The sequence below is a fragment of the Stenotrophomonas sp. YJH_SMC_36 genome (genome assembly GCF_059369935.1).
Map to the genome: position 1 here is coordinate 104,990 of NZ_JCAFTD010000010.1, position 20,677 is coordinate 125,666.

Here is a 20,677-nt window from a genome sequence, read left to right on the forward strand (position 1 = left end):
AATTCAGTTAGCGAGCGCGGTCTGCAGGCGGGCCAGCTTGCCCTTCAGCGAACCATCGATGACCACGTCGCCGGCGTCGATCACGGCGCCGCCGATCAGCGAGGCATCGACCGCGGTGGTCACATCGACCTCGCGGTTGAAGCGCTTGCGCAGCGCGACCTTGATCGCGTCCAGCTCGCCGGCCGACAGTTCGGCGGCCGAGGTCACGGTGGCCTTGACCACGTGCTCGGCTTCGGCGCGCAGGGCGTCGAACATGCCGGAGATCTCCGGCAGCAGCGGCAGACGATGCGATTCGGCCAGGATGGCCAGGAAGCGCGAGAAGCTTTCGCCGTGGGTCGCCGGCGCCAGCAGGGCGACAGCGTCGTCACGACCGAGCTCCGGGTTGGCGAGCAGGGCCGCCACGCGCGGGTCGGCGGCGACGTGGGCGGAGAACGCCAGGGCGTCCGACCACGGCGCGAACGCGCCTTCGTCGCGCGCGGTCGCGAACGCGGCGCGGGCGTACGGGCGGGCAAGCGTGAGGGCCTGGCTCATCCTTAGATCTCCGAGGCCAGCTCGTCGAGCAGCGCCTTGTGGGCGTTGGCGTCGATTTCGCGCTTGAGCAGCTTTTCGGCACCGGTCACGGCCAGCGCGGACACCTGCTTGCGCAGATCTTCACGGGCACGGTTGGCGGCGGCGTCGATCTCAGCCTGGGCCAGTTCCTTCTGACGGGTGGCTTCGGTGATCGCTTCGGTACGGGCTGCGTCGACGATCTGGTTGGCGCGCGCGTGGGCCTGGTCGATGATCTCGTTGGCCTTGGTGCGGGCTTCCTTCAGCGCTTCGTTGACCTTCTCCTGCGCCTGGGCCAGATCTTTCTGGCTGCGGTCGGCAGCAGCGAGGCCTTCAGCAATCTTCTGCTGGCGCTCTTCGATCGCGTTCATCAGCGGCGGCCAGATCTTGGTCGCGATGATCCAGATCAGACCAGCGAAGGCGAGCGCCTGCGCAAGAAGGGTGAAATTGATATTCATGGTTAGCTCGATCGCTGGTTTCGGGGTGGACGCGCCGCCGGGGCGGCGCATCCGGCCTTCATCCGAAACCGGGTGCATCAGCACCCGGTCGTCTCAAACCGCTGTATCAGCCGGCCAGAGCCTTGGTGACGGCACCGGCGAAGGCGGCCGACAGCGGGTTGGCGAAGGCCAGCAGCAGGCCGACGGCGACCGAGATGATGAACGCGGCGTCGATCAGGCCGGCGGTGATGAACATGCGGACCTGCAGGACCGGGATCAGTTCCGGCTGGCGGGCGGCCGACTCCAGGAACTTACCAGCCATGATGGCCAGACCCAGACCGGCGCCCAGCGCGGCCAGGCCGATCATGATGCCGACGGCGAGGGCGGTGGAGCTCTGAATCTGCGCGAAGTTGGTCAGGACGGCGAAGTACATGGTTATCTCCAGGAACTTAAGTTGCTAAGGGTGATGAAACGGATGAAGGTTGAAACGCGTTGAAGCTTGAAACTCAGTGAGCGTCTTCCGACAGGCTCAGGTACACGATCGACAGCATCATGAAGATGAAGGCCTGCAGCGGGATCACCAGCAGGTGGAACAGCATCCAGCCGAGGCCGAACGCACCACCGGCAATGGCGCCGAAGAAACCGGCACCACCCAGCACCCAGATCAGCAGGAACACGATTTCGCCGCCGAACATGTTGCCGAACAGTCGCATCGCCAGGGAGATCGGCTTGCTCAGCCACTCGACGATGTTGAGGATCAGGTTGAACGGCATCATCCACTTGCCGAACGGAGCCGTCAGGAACTCCTTGATGAAGCCGCCCAGTCCCTTGGACTTCAGCGCGAAGAACAGCATCAGGAAGAACACGCTGATGGCCATGCCCAGGGTGGCATTGACGTCGGCGGTCGGCACCGGCTTCCAGTAATGGATGCCCGCCAGCTCCAGCGGCTTGGCGATGAAGTCGGCCGGGATCATCTTGATGAGGTTCATCATCAGGATCCAGAAGAAGATCGTGATGGCGATCGGCGTGACCAACTTGCTCTTGCCGTGGTAGGTGTCCTTGGCCTGGCGGTCGACGAACTCCAGGCAGATCTCCACGAAGGCCTGCCACTTGCCCGGCACGCCAGCCGTGGCCTTGCGGGTGCCCAGCCAGAAGGCGACCACGATCACCAGGCCCATCAGGACCGCGGTGAGGAAGGTATCGACGTGGATATGCCAGAACATCCCGTCGCCGTTGCCGACCGGTGCGGTCAGGTTCTGCAGGTGATGCTGGATGTAGCTGGTAGGGGTTAGAGCCTCGCCCGCCATGTGTCCGGAACCTTAGTTAATTGAATTCTGTCAACGCCTGGCCATCGCCAGGACCTGGAACATCAAGCCGACGGCGATACCGGCCAACAGCGCCAATGCAGGCAGCTTGAAGACCAGGAACCCCACCAGCAGGACGCCGAAAACGACTACCCACTTCGCCACGATCGCAATGATCAGCCGTGCCATTGCCGACCCCGCAGCCAGGGCACCCCCGCCCAGCGCCATCCGTGCCGCGACCCAGCCACCGGCCGAGATCGCCACGCCGGATGCCAGGGCACCGAGCGCGTACTTCGGCCCTACCAGCAGGAAGGCCAGGGCCAGGACAGCCACTGCGGCCAGCGGGTAGACCGCGGCGCGCAGCATCAGTCGCCGACCCGCTTCAACGGAGTTCAGCACAGGACGTCCCGCGTGGTTGCAAGTGGAGGGCTGAGGCGGCTACAGCAGGGGGGCCTCATCGAGCCGCCAAATTATAGCAATGGGACAATTTGCGAGACAACCGCTGCCTGTTCATCCCGGAAGGGCGCAAGTTGCGGTAACGGTTACATTTTTGCGTGCCGCCCAAGGGACAATGACGTCCACATGATGCTGCGGTGCAGCGTATTGAACTTTGGTCGCACGCCTGGGAACTTTCCGCGACCTTGCCGGTCCGACCTTCCGACCTGCCTGCAGCAACCTCGTCGACGCTTCGCCCCGCAGGTCCACGATGGCCCCGAAGCCCGGCTCCGGGGCCATCCTTTTTCATGGTCGTGACAGCGCTGAACCGTGCACACGCCATCGACCATACGTTCACGCATGGTGGACGAGTGCGTCCTGCACAGTGGGCTTCATTCTGATGAACCACTGCAAGGACTCTTCGATGCGCTCCGTCCCCACCCTGCTCGCCCTCTCCCTGCTTGCCGCCGGCGCATCGTTCGCCAGCGCCGCCCATGCCGCCGAAGGCGATGACCGTTTCGCCCTGCGCCTGGGTGCGATGAACATCGATTCGGACAACACGCTGCGCGGCAACACCACTGTCGCCGGCCAGGACGTCGGTTTCTCGGAAGATTTCAAGCTCGGCGGCAAGGAATGGGAACCGCGGGTAGACGGTATGTTCCGCCTCAGCGACCGCCAGCGCTTCCTGTTCAACTACTTCAAGTACGACAAGGACCGGCGCGAGACGCTGGGCCAGGACATCTCCTTCGGCGGCGTCAACGTGCCGGCTGACAGCTTCGTCAAGGCCGAGCTGAAGTACCAGGTGGCCAGCCTGGTCTACGACTACTCCGTTGTCGACACCGACACCTTCGATCTGGGCCTGCAGCTGGGTGCGGAGTACGCCAAGGTCAGCACCAAGGGCTATGCGGACCTGGGCACCGTGTATGAAGGCCAGTTCCTGGACGAAAAGACCGACGGTGTGGCACCGGTGGTCGGTGCACGCCTGAGCTTCACCCCGTCCGAGAAGTGGATGATCACCCTGCAGGGTCAGTACCTCAACACCCGCTGGGGCAGCTTCGACGACTACAAGGGTGACCTGAGCCGCGCCAATGCCATCGTCGATTACCGCCTGACCAAGAACTTCGGCCTGTTCGCCGGCTACGACTGGTTCAAGCTGGATGCGGACAAGAAGGGCAGCGACGGCACCATCGGTCTGAAGCAGGAATTCAAGGGCCCGGTGGCCGGCGTCAGCTTCGTGTTCTGATTCCTGCCCCTTCCATCGCACTCTCTCCTGGCGCGGCCTCCGGAACATCGGGGGCCGCGTTTTTTTGTGCTGCTTTGTCCTGCCGGGGTAAAAGCGGCATGGTCGAAGCGCTGGAGGGAGAGGGGGCTGCATGCGAATGTCCCCCGGCGCCGACCTGCGGCCGTCACCTCCTCCTTTACTTCGCACGCAGCCCCCTCTCCCTCCGCGTGTCAGGCCTCCACGCGTCTGATGAAGTGGCGCTGTGGCTGGACCGTCCGCAAGTCGAGCCGCTGCGTGAGTGGCAGGCGTTTGGACAAAGTAAAGGAGGAGGCGACCGCCGCAGGCGGACGGCGGGGGACATTTGTCCAAGCGCCTGCCGCTCACGCAGAGGCCCGGACGCTCGCGATCGCACATGCCGCAATCGCAGGTTCGCGGGCGCGCAGGAGGAAAAGGAGGCTGCATGCGAATGTCCCCCGGCGCCAGCCTGCGGCCGTCACCTCCTCCTTTACTTCGCACGCAGCCCCCTCTCCCTCCGAGTGTCAGGCCTCCACGCGTCTGATGAAGTGGCGCTGTGGCTGGACCCTCCGCAAGCCGAGCCGCTGCGTGAGTGGCAGGCGTTTGGACAAAGTAAAGGAGGAGGCGACCGCCGCAGGCGGACGGCGGGGGACATGTGTCGAAAGGCCTGCCGCCTGCGCAGAGGCCCGGAAGCTCGCGATCACATAGGCCGCACTCGCAGGATCGCTGGCGCGCTGGAGGGAGAGGGAGCTGCATGCGAATGTCCCCCGGCGCCAGCCTGCGGCCGTCACCTCCTCCTTTACTTCGCACGCAGCCCCCTCTCCCTCCGAGTGTCAGGCCTCCACGCGTCTGTTGAACTGGCTCTGCTGGAGCGTCCGTACACCGAGCCGCTGCGTGGGTGGCAGGCGTTTGGACACAGTAAAGGAGGAGGCGACCGCCGCAGGCGGGCGACGGGGGACATGTGTCCAAATGCCTGCCACCCGCGCAGCGGCCCGGAAGCTCGCGACCACAGTCACCGAAGCCACAGAAGCCACCAACAAAAAACCCGGCTTGAGCCGGGCTTTCCGTTTCACCGGGCATGGCCCGGCGCAAGCGCCTTACTTCTTCTTCGGCATGTACAGATCGGTGATCGTGCCGTCGTAGATTTCCGAAGCCATCGCCACCGATTCACTCAGCGTCGGATGGGCATGGATGGTGTGGCCGATGTCTTCGGCTTCCGCGCCCATCTCGATGGCCAGACCGATCTCGGCCAGCAGGTCACCGGCATGCACACCGACGATCGCGCCCCCGATGATGCGGTGGGTCTCTTCGTCGAAGATCAGCTTGGTGAAGCCCTCGGTGCGACCGATGCCGATCGCGCGGCCACTGGCCGCCCACGGGAACTTGGCCACGCCGACCTTCAGGCCCTTGGCCTTGGCCTCGGTCTCGGTCACGCCCACCCAGGCGATCTCCGGATTGGTGTAGGCCACCGACGGAATCACGCGGGCCACCCACTCCTTCTTGTGGCCGGCCGCCACTTCAGCCGCCAGCTTGCCCTCGTGCGTGGCCTTGTGGGCCAGCATCGGGTTGCCGACGATGTCACCAATGGCGAAGATGTGCGGCACGTTGGTACGCATCTGCCGGTCAACCGGGATGAAGCCACGCTCGGTGACCTGCACGCCGGCCTTCTCGGCATCGATCTTCTTGCCATTCGGCGAACGACCCACGGCGACCAGCACGCGATCGAAGGTCCCCTGCGCCAGCGCCGGCGACTGCCCTTCCTCGGCCGCCTCGAAGGTCACGGTGATGCCCTTGGCATCGGCGGTGACGCCCGACGCCTTGGTCTTCAGGTGAACGTCGATGCCCTGCTTCTTCAGGCGGTCGGCCAGCGGCTTGACCAGGTCCTTGTCGGCGCCCGGCATCAGCTGGTCCATGAATTCGACCACGGTGACCTTGCTGCCCAGCGCACCGTACACGGTCGCCATTTCCAGGCCGATGATGCCGCCACCGACAACCAGCAGCGAACCCGGCACTTCGGCCAGCTCCAGCGCGTCGGTGGAATCCATCACACGCTTGTCGTCCCACGGGAAGTTCGGCAGCTTCACCGCCTGCGAACCGGCGGCGATGATGCACTTCTGGAAGCGCAGCAGCTGCGTGCTGCCGTCAGCGGCGGTGATCTCCAGCTCGTTGGCCGACAGGAACCGGCCGACACCCTGCACGTTGCGCACCTTGCGCTGCTTGGCCATGCCAGCCAGACCCTTGGTCAGCTGGTTGACGACCTTTTCCTTGTACTGGCGCAGCTTGTCCAGCGTGATCGTCGGCTTGCCGAACTCCACGCCGAAATCGCCGGCATGGGCGACTTCATCGATGACCGCCGCCGCATGCAGCAGTGCCTTGGACGGAATGCAGCCGACGTTGAGGCAGACGCCGCCGAGGCTGGCGTAGCGCTCGACCAGTACCGTATCCAGGCCGACATCGGCTGCGCGGAACGCGGCGGTGTAGCCGCCCGGGCCGGAGCCCAGCACGACCATCTCGCATTCGATGTCGGCCGGCTTGCCGCTGGCCAGCGCCGGCTTCGGTGCGGCCGGTTCGGCCGGGGCACGATGCGACGGGGTGACCGGCGGCTTGCTGGCCGGGGCGGCGGCCGCCGGCGCAGGTGCGGACGCCTTGGCCGGGGCCTCGGCGGCTCCTTCGGTGTCCAGCAGGACCACCACGGCCCCCTCGGACAGCGTATCGCCGAGCTTGACCTTCAGTTCCTTGACCACACCGGCGGCCGAGGACGGCACTTCCAGCGTGGCCTTGTCCGATTCCAGGGTCACCAGGCCCTGGTCCTTCTTCACCGTATCGCCGACGGCGACCAACACTTCGATCACCGGCACATCGCTGTAATCGCCGATGTCGGGAACCTTGACTTCAATCGTGGCCATGGTGGTTTTCCTCATGCCCGGCCGGGGTGGCCGGCGGGCTGTCACTGCGTTTCGTCAGGCGGCCGCGCCAAGGGCGACGGCCACACGGTGGGGGCGAAGCGGGTGCCTTACAGCAGCACGCGACGCATGTCAGCCAGTACCTGCGACAGGTACGTGGTGAAGCGTGCGGCCAGGGCGCCATCGATGACGCGGTGGTCGTAGCTCAGCGACAGCGGCAGCATCAGCTTCGGTGCGAATTCCTTGCCATTCCAGACCGGCTGGATGGAGGACTTGGACACGCCCAGGATGGCCACTTCCGGCGCATTGACGATCGGGGTGAACGCGGTGCCACCGATCCCGCCCAGCGAGCTGATCGAGAAGCAGCCGCCACTCATGTCGGCCGGGCCCAGCTTGCCGTCGCGCGCCTTCTTGGCCAGCTCGCCGGTTTCCTGCGCGATCTGCACCACGCCCTTCTTGTCGACGTCGCGGATCACCGGCACGACCAGGCCGTTCGGCGTATCGGCGGCGAACCCGATGTTGAAGTACTTCTTCAGGGTCAGGTTCTCGCCGCTGGCGTCCAGCGAGGCGTTGAACTCCGGGAACTTCTTCAGCGCCGCGGCGCTGGCCTTGATCAGGAAGGCGAGCATGGTCAGCTTGATGCCGGCCTTCTCGTTCTCCTTGTTCAGTGCCACGCGCAGTGCTTCCAGATCGGTGATGTCGGCCTGGTCGAACTGGGTGACGTGCGGAATCATCGCCCAGTTGCGGGCCAGGTTCGCGCCGGAGATCTTCTTGATGCGCGACAGCGGCTGCACTTCGGTCTCGCCGAACTTGCTGAAATCGACCTTCGGCCACGGCAGCAGGTTCAGCCCACCGCCTGCGGCGGCAGCGGTGCCGCCCGCGGCCGGAACGCCACCACTGAGCGCGGCCTTGACGAATTTCTGCACGTCACCCTTGGTGATGCGCCCGCCCTTCTCGGTACCGCTGATCTGCAGCAGGTCCACGCCCAGCTCGCGGGCGAACACGCGCACCGCCGGGGTGGCATACGGCACCTTGGCCGGCAGCACGCCATCGGCGTTGAACTGTACGGGCGGGCTGGACGGAGCGCCGGCCGACGCGATCTCACGAGCCGCCAGCTTGTCCGGCTGGGCGGGCACAGCGACCGGCTCGACCTGGGTGGCGGTCTCGGCAGCGGCCGGGGCCGCCGCAGCCGCTTCGCGGGTCGGCGCCGGCGCAGCAGCACCCTCGGCTTCGATGATGGCCACCACATTGCCCTGCGACAGGGTGTCCCCCACCTTGACCTTCAGTTCCTTGACCACACCGGCCACCGAGGACGGCACTTCCATGGTCGCCTTGTCGCTTTCCAGCGTGACCAGGCCCTGATCCTTCTTGACGGTGTCGCCCACGGCGACCAGCACTTCGATGACCGGGATGTCGGTGTAATCGCCGATGTCCGGCACCCGGGCTTCAACCGCACCGCCACCGGCAGCCGGGGCGGCCGGCGCGGCAGCCGCCGGGGCCGGGGCGCTCTGGGTGGCAGCCGCCGGGGCAGCGGCCTTGGCCGGGGCCGGAGCGGCCGGCGCTGCGGCCTCGTCTGCCGCCACTTCGATCAGCGCCACGACCTTGCCCTCGGACAGGGTGTCACCCACCTTGACCTTGATCTCCTTGACCACACCGGCCACCGAAGACGGCACTTCCATGGTCGCCTTGTCGCTTTCCAGCGTCACCAGGCCCTGGTCCTTCCTGACCGTATCGCCAACGGCGACAAGCACCTCGATTACCGGGATATCGCTGTAGTCACCGATATCGGGGACAAGTGCTTCCTTGATTTCGGCCATGGGGATAACTCCGGCAATCTGGTGTAGGGAAACGTCTATTGTGCGGCCAGCGGGGGCCAGCGCCAACCGTTACACGTGTTTTCAGTACGCACGCAGCCGGGACACGCTGTTGCCCATGGGGCGCAGGCACCTCCAGTGGGTAGCGTATTGTCCGCACGATGTCCGCTTCATGTCGCCAGTGCATCGGCCACCGGCTGCCAGGCCTGACGCAGGCGCTGCAGCGACCAGGCCGCATTGGCCGGGCTGGTCGAGGGCAGCGCCAGCACACGCGGTGGCTCCCCCAGGACAGGCAGCACCCAGCGCTGGAATGCCTGCATCGACGCAGCACCATTGCAGCCGATCAGCTGCAGCTCAGGCAGCAGGGCGATCAGTTCCGGCAGCGCGTTGGCCACTTCCGTGCCACGCACGATGTCCGCATCCAGGCTGCCCCGGCGCTCGCATCGGCCGATCACATCCCACACCCCGACACCGGCGGCGTTCAGGGCGCGCATGCGTTGCGGATAGGGCAAACCAGCGTCAAAGCCGCAGATATCGGACATGAGCGGCCAGAAACGATTGCGTGGATGCGCGTAGTACTGGCCAGCGTGCAGCGACGCAGCACCCGGCATCGAACCAAGCAGCAACACGCGCGATCGCGCGTTCACCTGCGCGGGCAGGCCGGTGCAGAGCGTTGGAGCGCTCACGGTTTGTGCAACTGCATGAACATTCCTCCAGAGCAAAAACCCCATGAAAACAGGCTTTTCGAACTCATCGCTGAACAGAGCGAACTATTTTTTAACGCGCGTCGGACTCGATTCATGTTGAGGCGACTACGGTGTGCTCGCCCCGCAACCGGGGGCCCAAAAACAAGAAACATTAGGAGATACCCCCATGCGCTCCATCCGTATCCTGAGTCTCGCCCTGCTGACCTCCGCCGCCTTCGCGCCGGCCGCTTTCGCCCAGGACAGCAGCACCACCGACACCGCCTCGGGCAAGCATTTTGCCGTGGTTGGCGGCGTCACGCTGCTGCAGCCGAAGAATGATCCGATCACCGGCGTCAAGAAGCTCGATGGCGGCCCGGCGCCGACCGTCAGCTTCAGCTACTACGTCAACGACAACTGGGCCGTTGAGCTGTGGGGCGCTGCCGACAAGTTCGATCACCGCGTCAAGGGTCCGGGCAACACCCGCCTGGGCAGCGTCGAGCAGCAGCCGGTCGCGCTGAGCGGCCAGTACCACTTCGGCCAGGCCGACAACGTGTTCCGCCCGTTCGTGGGCGTGGGCTACTTCCAGTCGGCCTTCAGCAACGAATCGCTGGCTGACGGCAGCAGCTCCGACATCCGCCTGAAGGATGCCAAGGGCGTGATCGGCACCGTCGGCGTCGACATGAACATCAACTCCACCTGGTTCGCCCGTGCTGATGCCCGCTACATGCGCGCCCGCCCGGACGTGAAGGTTGGTGGCGAGAAGATCGGCGAAGCCAAGCTGGATCCGTGGACTGTCGGCGTGGGTATCGGCGCCCGCTTCTAAGCACCGTCTGCTTCACTGTCTGTACGCGACGGGCCCTTCGGGGCCCGTCGTCGTTTTCGTCACCCGCGTTCTGTGTAGAGTCGGGTCGTGCTCGACTGCTTTTTTCCGGACGTCGAGCAGGGCTTGACTCTGCAAAGGACGGAAGGCCGGTGATCGGGATGGACAATGTCGACCTGCTGGTGATCGGAGGTGGCATCAACGGCGCCGGCATCGCACGCGACGCCGCAGGCCGCGGCCTGCGCGTGCTGCTCTGCGAGCAGCACGATCTTGCGTCACATACCTCCAGCGCCAGCAGCAAGCTGGTCCATGGCGGGCTGCGCTACCTGGAACAGGGCGAGTTCGGCCTGGTGCGCAAGGCGCTGGGCGAACGCGATGTACTCCGCAGGCAGGCGCCCTGCCTGGTCCGGCCGCTGCGCTTCGTGCTGCCCTGGGAACCCCACCTGCGGCCACGCTGGATGCTGCGGCTCGGCCTGTGGCTGTATGACCTCCTCGGCCATCGCGGCGCAGCGTTTCCGGCTTCGCGCGCACTGCACCTGCCACACGACCCGTTGGGCACGTGGCTGTCGCCATCGTTGCACCAGGCCTTCAGCTATGCCGACGCGCAGGTGGACGATGCACGCCTGGTATTGCTCAACGCGCTGGATGCCGCGCAACGCGGCGCGCGTGTACAGGTCCGCAGCCGCTGCGTCGAACTGCACGGCGAGCAGGGCCACTGGCGGGCGGTACTGGTCGATGCAGCGGGACAGCAGCAGACGGTGCATGCACATGCCGTGGCCAACGCGGCCGGTCCCTGGGCCGGAGGCCTGCTGCAACGCATGCAGGCGCGCAGCGGCACACCGGCCCTGCGCCTGGTGCAGGGCAGCCACATCGTGCTGCGCCGGCCCTGGCCCGATGACAGCGCCTGCCTGCTGCAGCAGCCCGACGGACGGGTCGTATTCCTGCTGCCCTTCACCCACGACCACCTGCTGGTGGGTACCACCGACACCGACTATCAGGGCGATCCGGCGCGCTGCCACGTGCTGCATTCGGAAGTGACATACCTGTGCGAGGCGGCCAACCGCTATCTGCGCCAGCCGATCACGGCGACGGAGGTGGTCTGGCAGTTTGCCGGCGTGCGCCCGCTGCTGGCCGACCCGGATCCGCGCGCGGCACGACTCAGCCGCGACTATCGCCTGCAGTTGCAGGTGCAGGGCGCGCCCGCCGTGCACGTGCTGGGGGGGAAGCTGACCACCTACCGCGTTCTGGCCGAAGAAGCGCTGGATCTGCTGCGGCCCCACCTGCCGCAGATGGGGCCGGCATGGACGGCAGCCGGGACGCCGCTGCCGGGCAGCGACTGGGGCGATGCCGTGCAGGCACGCTCTCACCTGCGGAGACTCGCACCGTGGTTGCCTGAGGACACTACGCGGCGCTGGGCCGAGGCCTATGGCAGCCGCAGCACCGAGCTGCTGCACGGGGTGCAGGGCATGGACGATCTCGGCGAACACTTCGGCGGTGGGCTGCACGCCCATGAGGTCGTGTTCCTGCGCGATCACGAATGGGCGCATACCGCCGAGGACATACTGTGGCGGCGGAGCAAGCTGGGACTGCGGCTGGATACCGCACAGGTGGCACGCCTGCAGGACTGGTTGGAGGAACAGCAGCACCAGGCCATGCCCGGCCGATCGCGGTGACACCCGGCATGGCCCGTCGCTGCCGATGCAGTAGGATTTCCCCATCGCTACCGGAGACGCCGCATGACGCCCCGCTACGTGCTGGCCATCGATCAGGGCACCACCAGTTCGCGCGCGATCCTGTTCGATCACGCCGGCGACATCGTCGGCAGCGCGCAACGTGAGTTCGCCCAGATTTTCCCGCAGCCCGGTTGGGTGGAACATGACCCGCGCGAGATCCTCACCAGCGTCTACGCCACGCTGACCGAGCTGCTCAGCCGCGAACAGATCGACCCGCGCCACATCGCCGCACTGGGCATCACCAACCAGCGCGAGACCACCGTGGTCTGGGAACGCGCCACGGGCCAGCCGATCCACAACGCCATCGTCTGGCAGTCCCGGCAAAGCCAGGCCATCTGCGAGCGGTTGCGCTCGCAGGGGCACGAAGCGCTGATCCGTGAACGCACCGGCCTGCTGATCGATGCCTACTTCTCGGCCACCAAGGTGCGCTGGATCCTCGATCACGTGGAAGGCGCACAACAGCGCGCGGAGCGTGGCGAACTGCTGTTCGGCACCATCGACAGCTGGCTGGTCTGGAATCTCAGTGGCGGCCAGGCACACGTGACGGACTACAGCAACGCCGCACGCACGCTGCTGTTCAACATCCACACCCTGGACTGGGACGACGAGCTGCTCGCGCTGCTGGACATTCCGCGCGCCATGCTGCCGCAGGTGCGTGACTCCAGCGCGGTGTACGCGCACACCCGGCCGCAGTTCTTCTTCGACCACCCGATTCCGATCGCCGGTATCGCTGGCGACCAGCAGGCCGCGCTGTTCGGCCAGGCCTGCTTCCAGCCGGGCATGGTGAAGAACACCTACGGCACCGGCTGCTTCATGCTGATGCACACCGGAACGCAGGCCGTGCGTTCGCACAATGGCCTGCTGACCACCATCGCCTGGGGCCTGGACGGGCGCGTGGAGTACGCACTGGAGGGGTCGATCTTCATCGCCGGCTCGGTGGTGCAGTGGCTGCGCGACGGCCTGCGCATGATCGATCGGGCCAGCGACAGCCAGGCGCTGGCCGCGAAGGTCGGCGACAGCGCTGGCGTCTATCTGGTGCCGGCGTTCGTGGGCCTGGGTGCGCCTTACTGGCGCAGCGACGTGCGTGGAGCGATGTTCGGCCTGACCCGGGGCACCAGCAGGTCGCACTTCGTGCGTGCAGCATTGGAAGCAATGGCTTACCAGACCCGCGATGTACTCGATGCCATGCAGTCCGATGCAGGTATCGGCCTGAGCGAGCTGCGTGCCGACGGCGGCGCGATCGGCAACGACTTCCTTGCCAGCTTCCAGGCCGACATTCTGGGCGTTCCGCTGCTGCGGCCACGGCTGACCGAGACCACGGCGCTGGGCGCGGCCTACCTGGCCGGGCTGGCGGTGGGATTCTGGGAAAGCCGCGAACAGATCGCCGCGCAATGGGGACTGGACCGCCGTTTCGAGCCGCAGATGCCGGCAGCACGGCGCGAGACGCTGTATGCCGGGTGGCAGCAGGCGGTCGCCGCCACCCTGGCCTTCCACGTCGATTGAGGGCGGTAGCGCCGGGCCATGCCCGGCAAATCAATCCCCAATCCGCCGGGCATGGCCCGGCGCTGCCCCAACATCAGAACGCCGGCAGCACGGCACCCTTGTACTTGGTCTCGATGAACGCCTTCACCTGTGCGCTGGTGAGCGCCTTGGCCAGCTTCTGCACGCGCGCATCATCCTTGTTGTCGGGCCGGGCCACCAGGAAGTTCACGTACGGCGAGTCCTTGCTTTCGATCGCCAGCGCATCCCGGGTCGGGTTCAGACCCGCATCCAATGCATAGTTGGTGTTGATCAGGGCCAGGTCCACCTGATCCAGTACGCGGGGCAGCATCGCCGAATCCAGCTCGCGGAACTTCAGCTGCTTCGGATTGGAGACGATGTCGCGCTGGGTTGCCAGCGCATTGGTCGGATCCTTCAGCTCGATCACACCGGCCTTGTGCAGCAGGATCAGCGCCCGGCTGTTGTTGCTCGGATCGTTCGGGATGACCACATCCGCGCCTTCGCGCAGTTCGGCCAGCGACTTGATCTTGCGCGAGTATGCGCCGAACGGCTCGATGTGCACGCCGATCACCGTCACCAGATCGGTCTTGCGGTCGCGGTTGTAGGCGTCCAGGTACGGCTCGGTCTGGAAGTAGTTCACGTCCACCTGCTTCTGCACCAGCTGGTCGTTGGGCTGCACGTAGTCGTTGAACACGCGCACGTCCAGTTCCACGCCTTCCTGTTTGAGGATCGGCTTGACCACCTCGAGGATTTCGGCGTGCGGCACGGCCGTGGCGGCCACCACCAGCTTCTGCGAAGGCTCGCCGGACTTGCCGCAGGCGGTCAGGGCCAGCGCAGCGGCGAGCAGGGGCAGCAACAGGGTCTTCTTCATGGGCGGAATGATTCTCGGGGGGGAGGTCAGGATCTATCGTAGTTGCTCAGGGCCAGCTCGAGCAGCGCCTTGGCCTGCTCGCGCAGCATCGTCGGTTCGACGATCTCGGCATCCGAGCCGTAATGCAGCACATCCATCAGCAGTTCGCGTGACACGCTGTAAGGCACTTTCAGTTCATAGCGGCCGTCGGCCAGGAAACGGCCCTGCTGCTTGGAATGCCAGTGCTCATCGGCGACCCAGCGCGCAGCCTTGGCGCTGAACAGGATGGTGGCCCAGCCCTTCGGCGCACCGGAGAAAATGCCGTAGCTGGCACCCAGCTGCTCGTCCAGTTCGCTGTCGGCCACGTCACGGGCCGTGTGGTCGATCACCCGCGCCTTGTGGATCCGGTCCACCGCGAAGCTGCGGAGGGCCTCGCGGTCGTGGTCCCACGCATCGAGGTACCAGTTGTCGCGGTAGTGGGTCAGGCGCTGCGGTGAAACAGTGCGCTTGGTCGGTTCGTCGGTGGAACGGGCGCGGTACTCGAAGCCCAGCTGGCGCCGCTCGAGCACGGCCGAAGCCACGCTGCGGAAGCTGCCTTCGTCGAATTTGCGGCCGCGATGCGGAATGACCCGCACCCGGTCCACCGGCCAGCTGGAGACCCCCGCCTGCGCGGCCAGCAGGCTTTCGATGCGCTGCTGCAGCGGTGCCAGCACCGAAGACAGCACGCCCCCGCCGGTACGGGCCAGCAGGTGCTGCGATGCCAGCAGGGCATGCAGCTCCTCCGAGCTGAGCCAGAGGCCGGGCAGTTCGAAGCGGTCGCTTTCGTCGGCGTGATAGCGGAAGCCGGCCTCGCCATCGCCCTCGATCGGCGCCATCAGCGCGTCGCGCAGGAACGCCAGGTCGCGGTAGACGGTGGCACGGGAACAACCGAGCTTGTCCTGCAGGGTCGCCACCGTCACCGGATAGCGCGCGGACTTGAGCAGACGATGCAGGGCGGTGATGCGTTCGTATCGGTCCATGCCCCCGATTATGTCCGAGTCGCGGGTCTTGTGTGGGGGGTTTGGGCTATCGTGGGCGCCCCGCCCTCTGCGAAAGCCCTCCCATGCGCCGGTTGCCCGCCCTGCCCCTGCTGGCCTGCCTGCTGCTGGCTGCCTGTGGTCGCCCCCCAGCGCCGTCCGGCGGCGACGCGGTCGTTCCGCAGGCCGACCCGGCGCAGGCGGTACTGGCCGCCAGCCAACGGTTCGCCGCCCTGCGCAGCTTCCACGCGGAACTGGAAGTGCTGGGTACGCCACAGCCGGTCCGCAGTGCGATGGACTTCGTGGCCCCGGACCGATTCCGGGTACAGACGGCGGCCGGTGCACAGACCATCATCGGTGACACGATGTTCCTGCAGGCCGACGGGGCCATCCGCCAGGTGCCGACGCCGCCCGGTCTGCTCGAGCAATGGCGGACGCCGCTGCCGGCCGACGTCGCGCCCGCGGCGCTGCAGGCCGAGGATCTGGGCAGCCAGACGCTGGACGGGGTCCAGACCCGCCGCTACCGGCTGCGTGGCGCCGGCCCCGGCGAGCGCCTGGAGTACTGGGTGGATGGGCAGGGCCTGCCACGCCAGATCGTGCGCAGCGGCAGCAGCAACGGCAAGGTGTTCCAGCTGCGCCTGCGCTATTCGCGCTTCAACGACCCCTCCCTCCGCATCGAGCTGCCCTGAATGGGGAGCGGTGACAACGCCTGCTGAAGCGGCCAGCGCCATGGGGCGGACGGCCATCACGCTTCCAGTATCATCACGGGTTGTTAACCGCTTCGGAGAAGCCTCGATGTCCCTGCGCGTGTCCCTGCTGATTCCCCTGCTGCTCTGCGCCCCGCTGGCGTACGCGCAGGATGCATCCGAACTGGCGGCGATGTCCTCGCCCTGGAGCGGCAGCGGCGGCGAGCTCGGCTTCGCCTCGGCACGCGGCAACAGCAGCACCGAGAGCTTCAACGGCCGCCTGCGCCTGCGCTACACCGACGGTGACTGGGTGCACAGCATGGACCTGTTCGGCCTGCGTTCCAGCTCCAAGGTTACCGAGACCAACGACGACGGCACCACGACCCGCCGCAACAACACCACCGCCAACCGCTACACCGGCAGCGCCGGCAGCGCGCTGCAGCTGGGCGAGCACCGCCAGCTGACCGCCACGGTGCGTACCGAGCGCGATGACTTCGCCACCTACGACCGCCAGAGCTCGTTCGGTCTGGGTTACGGCACCCGTCTGTGGAGTACCGAGCGCTTCTATTTCGATGCCCAGGTCGGCCCCGGTGTGCGCCGCACCCACAGCACCGAGGATGATCGCACCCGTACCGGGCTGATCGGTCGTGGCCTGTTCGACATGAAGTACTCGCTTACCGAGAACACCGATCTGGTCAACACGCTGCTGGTCGAATCGGGGTCGTACAACACCTTCGGCCAGAACGATTTCGGCCTGTCGGTGAGCATGAATGAACACCTGGCCTTGAAGGCCGGCTGGCAGGCCCGCTACAACAGCGACGTCGCGGTGGACAAGCGCAAGACCGATACGCTGACCACCATGAACGTGGTCTACAAGTTCAAATAAGCGAAACGGGCGCCTGGCGCCCGTTTTCGTTTCTGTTCCGCAGCGCCTGGCCGAGGGAATCGGCCGGGTCAGGCGTTCAGCAGCTCACCCGCCCCGCCATCGAGCAGCCTCTGCGCCACGCGCTGGCCCAGCGCGTCCGGGTCGCTGGCCGGGCCCACGCCTTCGGCGCGCACCGCACGGCCATCGCTGGCGCTGCCGACCAGCCCCTGCAGGTGCAGGTCCTGCCCCTGCCACTGCGCGATCGCCGCCACCGGCACATGGCAGCTGCCATGCAGCGCGCGGTTCATTGCCCGCTCCGCTTCCACGCAGGCGCGTGTCGCGGCGTCATCGAGCGCAGCGAACAAGGCCATCAGCGGCGCATTGCTGCCGTCGCACTCCACGGCCACGGCGCCCTGCGCCGGCGCCGGCAGCCAGTGCGGCGGCTGCAGGCGCAGCACGATCCGATCGCCCAGTCCCAGGCGCTCCAGCCCGGCGACGGCCAGCACGATGGCGTCGTAGCCCCCGTTGTCGAGCTTGGCCAGGCGCGTATTGACGTTGCCACGCAGGTCCAGCAGTTCCAGGTCCGGGCGCAGCGCACGCAGCTGGGCCTGGCGGCGCAGCGAGGACGTGCCGACGCGCGCGCCGATGGGCAACGCATCAAGCGAGGCATAGAGGTTGGAGACGAAGCCGTCGGCCGGGTCATGACGGGGCAGCATGGCCGGCAGCACGAACGGCGCATCCAGTTCCATCGGCACATCCTTCAGCGAATGCACGGCGCAGTCGGCGTCGCCGCGCAGGATGGCCAGCTCCAGTTCCTTCAGGAACAGGCCCTTGCCACCGATGGCGGCCAGCGAGCGGTCGAGCACTTCATCGCCGCGCGTGCTCATCGGGACCAGCTCCACGTGCAGGCCGGGATGGGCCTGGCGGAGGCGGTCGGCGACGTGTTCGCTCTGCCAGAGGGCGAGCGGGCTCTTGCGGGTGGCGATGCGGACGGTTTCCATCCGGTCATTATCGCGCCTTCGGCGCGGATACGGCCAACGGCGGAGCCCCTCGTGGCTGGCTGGGGACAAGGCTGAAGCAACAGCCGTGCTTGGCCGGGCGGGATGGGCTGCGCAGGGGCCGCTGCAAGTACGTCCATGTAAGCTCGGTCGCCGCATCCATGCGGCTCACGCCCCTGCGCAACCCACCCCGCCCGGCCTCTGACAGTTTCCGTGTGCGCCAGCCACGGAAGATCAAAAGAAAGAAGCAGAAGCAACAGCCAGCGGCTCTCGGGGTCAGATCCCTTTTCCTGCGGAAAAGGGATCTGACCCCTCTCTCCCACCCGATAACACGTTGCCGTCCGTCACCGGGAAATTCGCGAGGGTGAGTCGGACACTCACAGATGCCGCAGTTCCTGCTTCAGCGTCGCCACACAGCGGCGGCTGACCTCCAGCGGCTGCTTGCCATGCCGGAGCACCGCCTGCACCTGCCCGCCCACGCCACGACGCAGTTCCACCAGTTCGTGCCGCGCCACCAGACAGTTGCGGTGGATGCGCACGAAGCGGCTGGCGAATTCCTCCTCCAGCGACTTCAGCGACTCCTCGATCAGGTCCTCACCACGCGCGTGGTGCACCACCACGTACTTTTCCTCGGCCTGCAGGTAATGGATGTCATCCAGTGGAATCAGCCGCAGGCTGCCCCGCAGCCGGGCGCACAGCATGCTGCGTGCCTGTTGCCCCGCGTCGTGCTGTGGCTGCCCCCCGCGCCCGGCCAGAAAGGTCCGTGCGCGCGCGATGGCCGCTGCCAGCCGCTCGGCACGCACCGGCTTCATCAGGTAGTCGATGGCCGCCGCTTCGAATGCCGACAAGGCATGCGCGTCGTAGGCCGTACAGAACACCACCGCCGGGCGTGGCTCGAAGCTGGCCAGGTGACGGGCCGCTTCCAGCCCATCCAGTCCGGGCATCGCAATGTCCAGCAGCACCAGGTCCGGCTGCAGTTCCGCGCAGGCGTGCAGGGCCTGCTCGCCGTTACCGGCCTCGGCCACCACGTCCACCCCCTCCTGCGCCGCCAGCAGGCTGCGCAGGCGCTCGCGCGCCAGCGGTTCGTCATCGGCGATGACTACCCTCACGATCGTTCCCTCACTGGATCGGCACCGTCACCTGGCAGGCATAGTAGCCCTCGCTCCAGCCGGCCGTCATCCGTGCGGCACTGCCGAAGCGCCACGCCAGGCGATGACCGATGCTGTGCTGGGCATGCCCGGCGCCGCGGGCCAGGGCCAGCCCCGGCATCTGTGGATCGGGAGCGGGATTGCGTACGCGGATGTGCAGCTCGTTGCCTTCGCGCGCCACGTGCAGCTCGACGGTGCCACCTTCCGGCAACCGCGAAATGCCATGCAGCACCGCGTTTTCCACCAGTGGCTGCAACACCAGCCGCGGCAGCGGCTGCTCCCACGGCAGCGGCTCGTCACGCTGCCAATGCACCTGCAGGCGCTCTCCCAGGCGCAGCGACTCGATCGACAGGTAACGCTCGGCCAGCTCGCATTCGGCCTGCAGGGTGGAATCTCCATCGCCCGCCCCCAGCGCCGCGCGGAACAGATCGGACAGGTCCAGCACGGCGCGTTCGGCCACCGCCGGATCGCGATGCAGCAGGCTGGCGATCAGGTTCATGCTGTTGAACAGGAAATGCGGACGGATCCGGGCCTGCAGTGCATCGGCCTGTGCACGTGCGTTGGCCTGCACCTGCGCGGCCCAGCGGTCGCTCACGTAGAAGTAGCGCAGGGCCAGCGCGCTGATCAGTGCGCTGGTGGCCGCACTGCCAAGGGTGAAGCGCCAGAAGCTGATGCCACGGGCGAAGCTGTCGCCCAGCACGGCATACAGCGCGTGGATGATGCCCGCGCAGACCACGGCGATCAGCGCCGCCAGTGCGATCGCCGCAGCGGCGCCCAGCAGCGGTGGCAGCCTCGACAGCGCCTGCCGCAGCATGCACAGGCTGGCGGTCACCGCCAGCGCCAGCCAGAGTGCGAAACCGCTGGCCGAAAGCAGCTCGCCCACCGTCCAGTGACGGCTGCCATCGGGGGCCAGGGCCAGCAGCACCACCACCAGCTCGGCCAGGCCGAGCATCGCCGCCAGCCGCCGCAGGCGGCACAGTTCCGGCATCCAGGGAGGCGTGCTGGCCGGTGACATGGGTCAGGCGACGCCCAGGCGTTCCTGCAGCCAGTCACCCAGGGCATCGATCTCCTCGGCACAGACCTGGTGCGCCATCGGGTAGCTGTGCCACTGCACCTGCAGGCCCAACGCGCGCAGCGCCTGCGCGCTGTGTGCGGCTACCGCCTGCGGAATGACCGGGTCGCCGCTGCCGTGGGCCATGAACACCGGCACGTCCACTGCGGTAGCCACGCGCTCGGCGCTGTCCGCGTCGGGCAGGTAGGTGGACAGCGCGATCAGCCCGGCCAGCGGCGCCGTGCGCGACAGCGCGGCGGTAAGAATGATCGCGCCCCCCTGCGAGAAGCCGGCCAGGAAGATCTGCTCCGGCGTGATGCCCCGCTCGATCTCGCGGGCGATCAGGGCCTCTACCTGGGCCACCGATTCGCGCACGCCGGCCATGTCGGCGCGGGAACGGAAATCCATGCCGACGATGTCGTACCAGCCGCGCATCGGCACGCCGTTGTTGATCGTGATCGGCCGCACCGGGGCGTGCGGGAACACGAAGCGCAGCGCCGGCCAGTGCGGACGCACCAGCTCCGGAACGATCGGGGCGAAGTCATGGCCATCGGCGCCGAGGCCGTGCAGCCAGATCACCGACCACTGCGGCGAGGCGCCGGTTTCCTGTTCCACCGTTTGCAGCATGTTGCGGCTCCTTCAGATGCG

Annotated in this window: 20 protein-coding genes; 6 read left to right on the plus strand and 14 right to left on the minus strand. The window is 66.9% G+C overall.

Features of this window, described 5'->3' with window-relative positions; translation table 11 throughout:
- Nucleotides 1-3: 3 nt before the first annotated feature.
- The 5 genes from AC5P76_RS17985 to AC5P76_RS18005 form a co-directional block, all read right to left on the minus strand.
- Entirely contained in the window at nt 4-531 is a 528-nt protein-coding gene (locus AC5P76_RS17985; protein WP_053518737.1) for a F0F1 ATP synthase subunit delta, read from the minus strand.
- Nucleotides 532-533: 2 nt separating this feature from the next.
- Entirely contained in the window at nt 534-1,004 is a 471-nt protein-coding gene (locus AC5P76_RS17990) for a F0F1 ATP synthase subunit B (RefSeq protein WP_053518738.1), read from the minus strand.
- Between the two features lie 106 nt (nt 1,005-1,110).
- Entirely contained in the window at nt 1,111-1,416 is a 306-nt protein-coding gene (gene atpE / locus AC5P76_RS17995) for a F0F1 ATP synthase subunit C (protein WP_005411133.1), read from the minus strand.
- Nucleotides 1,417-1,489: 73 nt separating this feature from the next.
- Nucleotides 1,490-2,290, minus strand: coding sequence for a F0F1 ATP synthase subunit A (atpB, locus tag AC5P76_RS18000; RefSeq protein ID WP_053518739.1), 801 nt, complete (start codon nt 2,288-2,290; stop codon nt 1,490-1,492).
- A 30-nt stretch (nt 2,291-2,320) separates the two neighbouring features.
- Entirely contained in the window at nt 2,321-2,686 is a 366-nt protein-coding gene (locus tag AC5P76_RS18005; RefSeq protein WP_180876808.1) for a hypothetical protein, read from the minus strand.
- A 460-nt stretch (nt 2,687-3,146) separates the two neighbouring features.
- Between AC5P76_RS18005 and AC5P76_RS18010 the strand changes: the two genes are divergently transcribed.
- A complete protein-coding gene (locus AC5P76_RS18010) occupies nt 3,147-3,965 on the plus strand; it encodes a hypothetical protein (protein ID WP_053518741.1) in 819 nt (272 codons plus the stop codon).
- Between the two features lie 1,091 nt (nt 3,966-5,056).
- On the opposite strand, the gene lpdA is transcribed toward AC5P76_RS18010, so the two are convergent.
- From lpdA to AC5P76_RS18025, 3 genes are all read right to left on the minus strand, one after another.
- Nucleotides 5,057-6,865, minus strand: coding sequence for a dihydrolipoyl dehydrogenase (lpdA, locus tag AC5P76_RS18015; RefSeq protein ID WP_111186219.1), 1,809 nt, complete (start codon nt 6,863-6,865; stop codon nt 5,057-5,059).
- A gap of 107 nt (nt 6,866-6,972) precedes the next feature.
- The gene (gene aceF, locus AC5P76_RS18020; RefSeq protein WP_253120374.1) at nt 6,973-8,679 is read right to left on the minus strand and encodes a dihydrolipoyllysine-residue acetyltransferase; all 1,707 of its coding nucleotides are present in this window, start codon (nt 8,677-8,679) and stop codon (nt 6,973-6,975) included.
- Nucleotides 8,680-8,846: 167 nt separating this feature from the next.
- Nucleotides 8,847-9,362 (minus strand): DNA-deoxyinosine glycosylase, encoded by a 516-nt coding sequence (locus tag AC5P76_RS18025; RefSeq protein ID WP_253120377.1) that lies wholly within the window; start codon nt 9,360-9,362, stop codon nt 8,847-8,849.
- A 187-nt stretch (nt 9,363-9,549) separates the two neighbouring features.
- On the opposite strand from AC5P76_RS18025, the gene AC5P76_RS18030 reads away from it, so the two are divergent.
- The 3 genes from AC5P76_RS18030 (at nt 9,550) to glpK (ending at nt 13,418) form a co-directional block, all read left to right on the plus strand.
- Complete coding sequence (locus tag AC5P76_RS18030) at nt 9,550-10,185, plus strand: OmpW/AlkL family protein (protein WP_053520322.1); 636 nt, start codon at nt 9,550-9,552, stop codon at nt 10,183-10,185.
- Nucleotides 10,186-10,343: 158 nt separating this feature from the next.
- A complete protein-coding gene (glpD, locus tag AC5P76_RS18035; RefSeq protein ID WP_253120380.1) occupies nt 10,344-11,855 on the plus strand; it encodes a glycerol-3-phosphate dehydrogenase in 1,512 nt (503 codons plus the stop codon).
- 63 nt (nt 11,856-11,918) lie between these two features.
- Nucleotides 11,919-13,418, plus strand: a complete 1,500-nt coding sequence (glpK, locus tag AC5P76_RS18040; protein ID WP_065181792.1) for a glycerol kinase GlpK — start codon at nt 11,919-11,921, stop codon at nt 13,416-13,418.
- A 73-nt stretch (nt 13,419-13,491) separates the two neighbouring features.
- Here the strand turns inward: glpK and AC5P76_RS18045 are convergent, their stop codons facing one another.
- Entirely contained in the window at nt 13,492-14,286 is a 795-nt protein-coding gene (locus AC5P76_RS18045) for a MetQ/NlpA family ABC transporter substrate-binding protein (protein WP_065175202.1), read from the minus strand.
- A gap of 26 nt (nt 14,287-14,312) precedes the next feature.
- Nucleotides 14,313-15,284, minus strand: coding sequence for a helix-turn-helix transcriptional regulator (locus AC5P76_RS18050; protein WP_053520325.1), 972 nt, complete (start codon nt 15,282-15,284; stop codon nt 14,313-14,315).
- 83 nt (nt 15,285-15,367) lie between these two features.
- Between AC5P76_RS18050 and AC5P76_RS18055 the strand changes: the two genes are divergently transcribed.
- Both AC5P76_RS18055 and AC5P76_RS18060 read left to right on the plus strand, forming a co-directional pair.
- Nucleotides 15,368-15,970, plus strand: a complete 603-nt coding sequence (locus AC5P76_RS18055) for a LolA family protein (RefSeq protein WP_065175203.1) — start codon at nt 15,368-15,370, stop codon at nt 15,968-15,970.
- A 106-nt stretch (nt 15,971-16,076) separates the two neighbouring features.
- Nucleotides 16,077-16,853: a DUF481 domain-containing protein gene (locus AC5P76_RS18060; protein ID WP_065175204.1), complete on the plus strand. Its 777-nt coding sequence runs from the start codon at nt 16,077-16,079 to the stop codon at nt 16,851-16,853.
- 68 nt (nt 16,854-16,921) lie between these two features.
- On the opposite strand, the gene hemC is transcribed toward AC5P76_RS18060, so the two are convergent.
- The 4 genes from hemC to AC5P76_RS18080 form a co-directional block, all read right to left on the minus strand.
- Nucleotides 16,922-17,833, minus strand: a complete 912-nt coding sequence (gene hemC, locus AC5P76_RS18065; RefSeq protein WP_053520328.1) for a hydroxymethylbilane synthase — start codon at nt 17,831-17,833, stop codon at nt 16,922-16,924.
- A 374-nt stretch (nt 17,834-18,207) separates the two neighbouring features.
- On the minus strand, nt 18,208-18,939 hold the full coding sequence (locus tag AC5P76_RS18070; RefSeq protein ID WP_053517196.1) for a LytR/AlgR family response regulator transcription factor: 732 nt from the start codon (nt 18,937-18,939) through the stop codon (nt 18,208-18,210).
- A gap of 10 nt (nt 18,940-18,949) precedes the next feature.
- Nucleotides 18,950-19,993 (minus strand): sensor histidine kinase, encoded by a 1,044-nt coding sequence (locus AC5P76_RS18075; RefSeq protein WP_053517194.1) that lies wholly within the window; start codon nt 19,991-19,993, stop codon nt 18,950-18,952.
- 3 nt (nt 19,994-19,996) lie between these two features.
- Complete coding sequence (locus AC5P76_RS18080) at nt 19,997-20,656, minus strand: alpha/beta hydrolase (RefSeq protein ID WP_065174484.1); 660 nt, start codon at nt 20,654-20,656, stop codon at nt 19,997-19,999.
- Between the last annotated feature and the right edge of the window lie 21 nt (nt 20,657-20,677).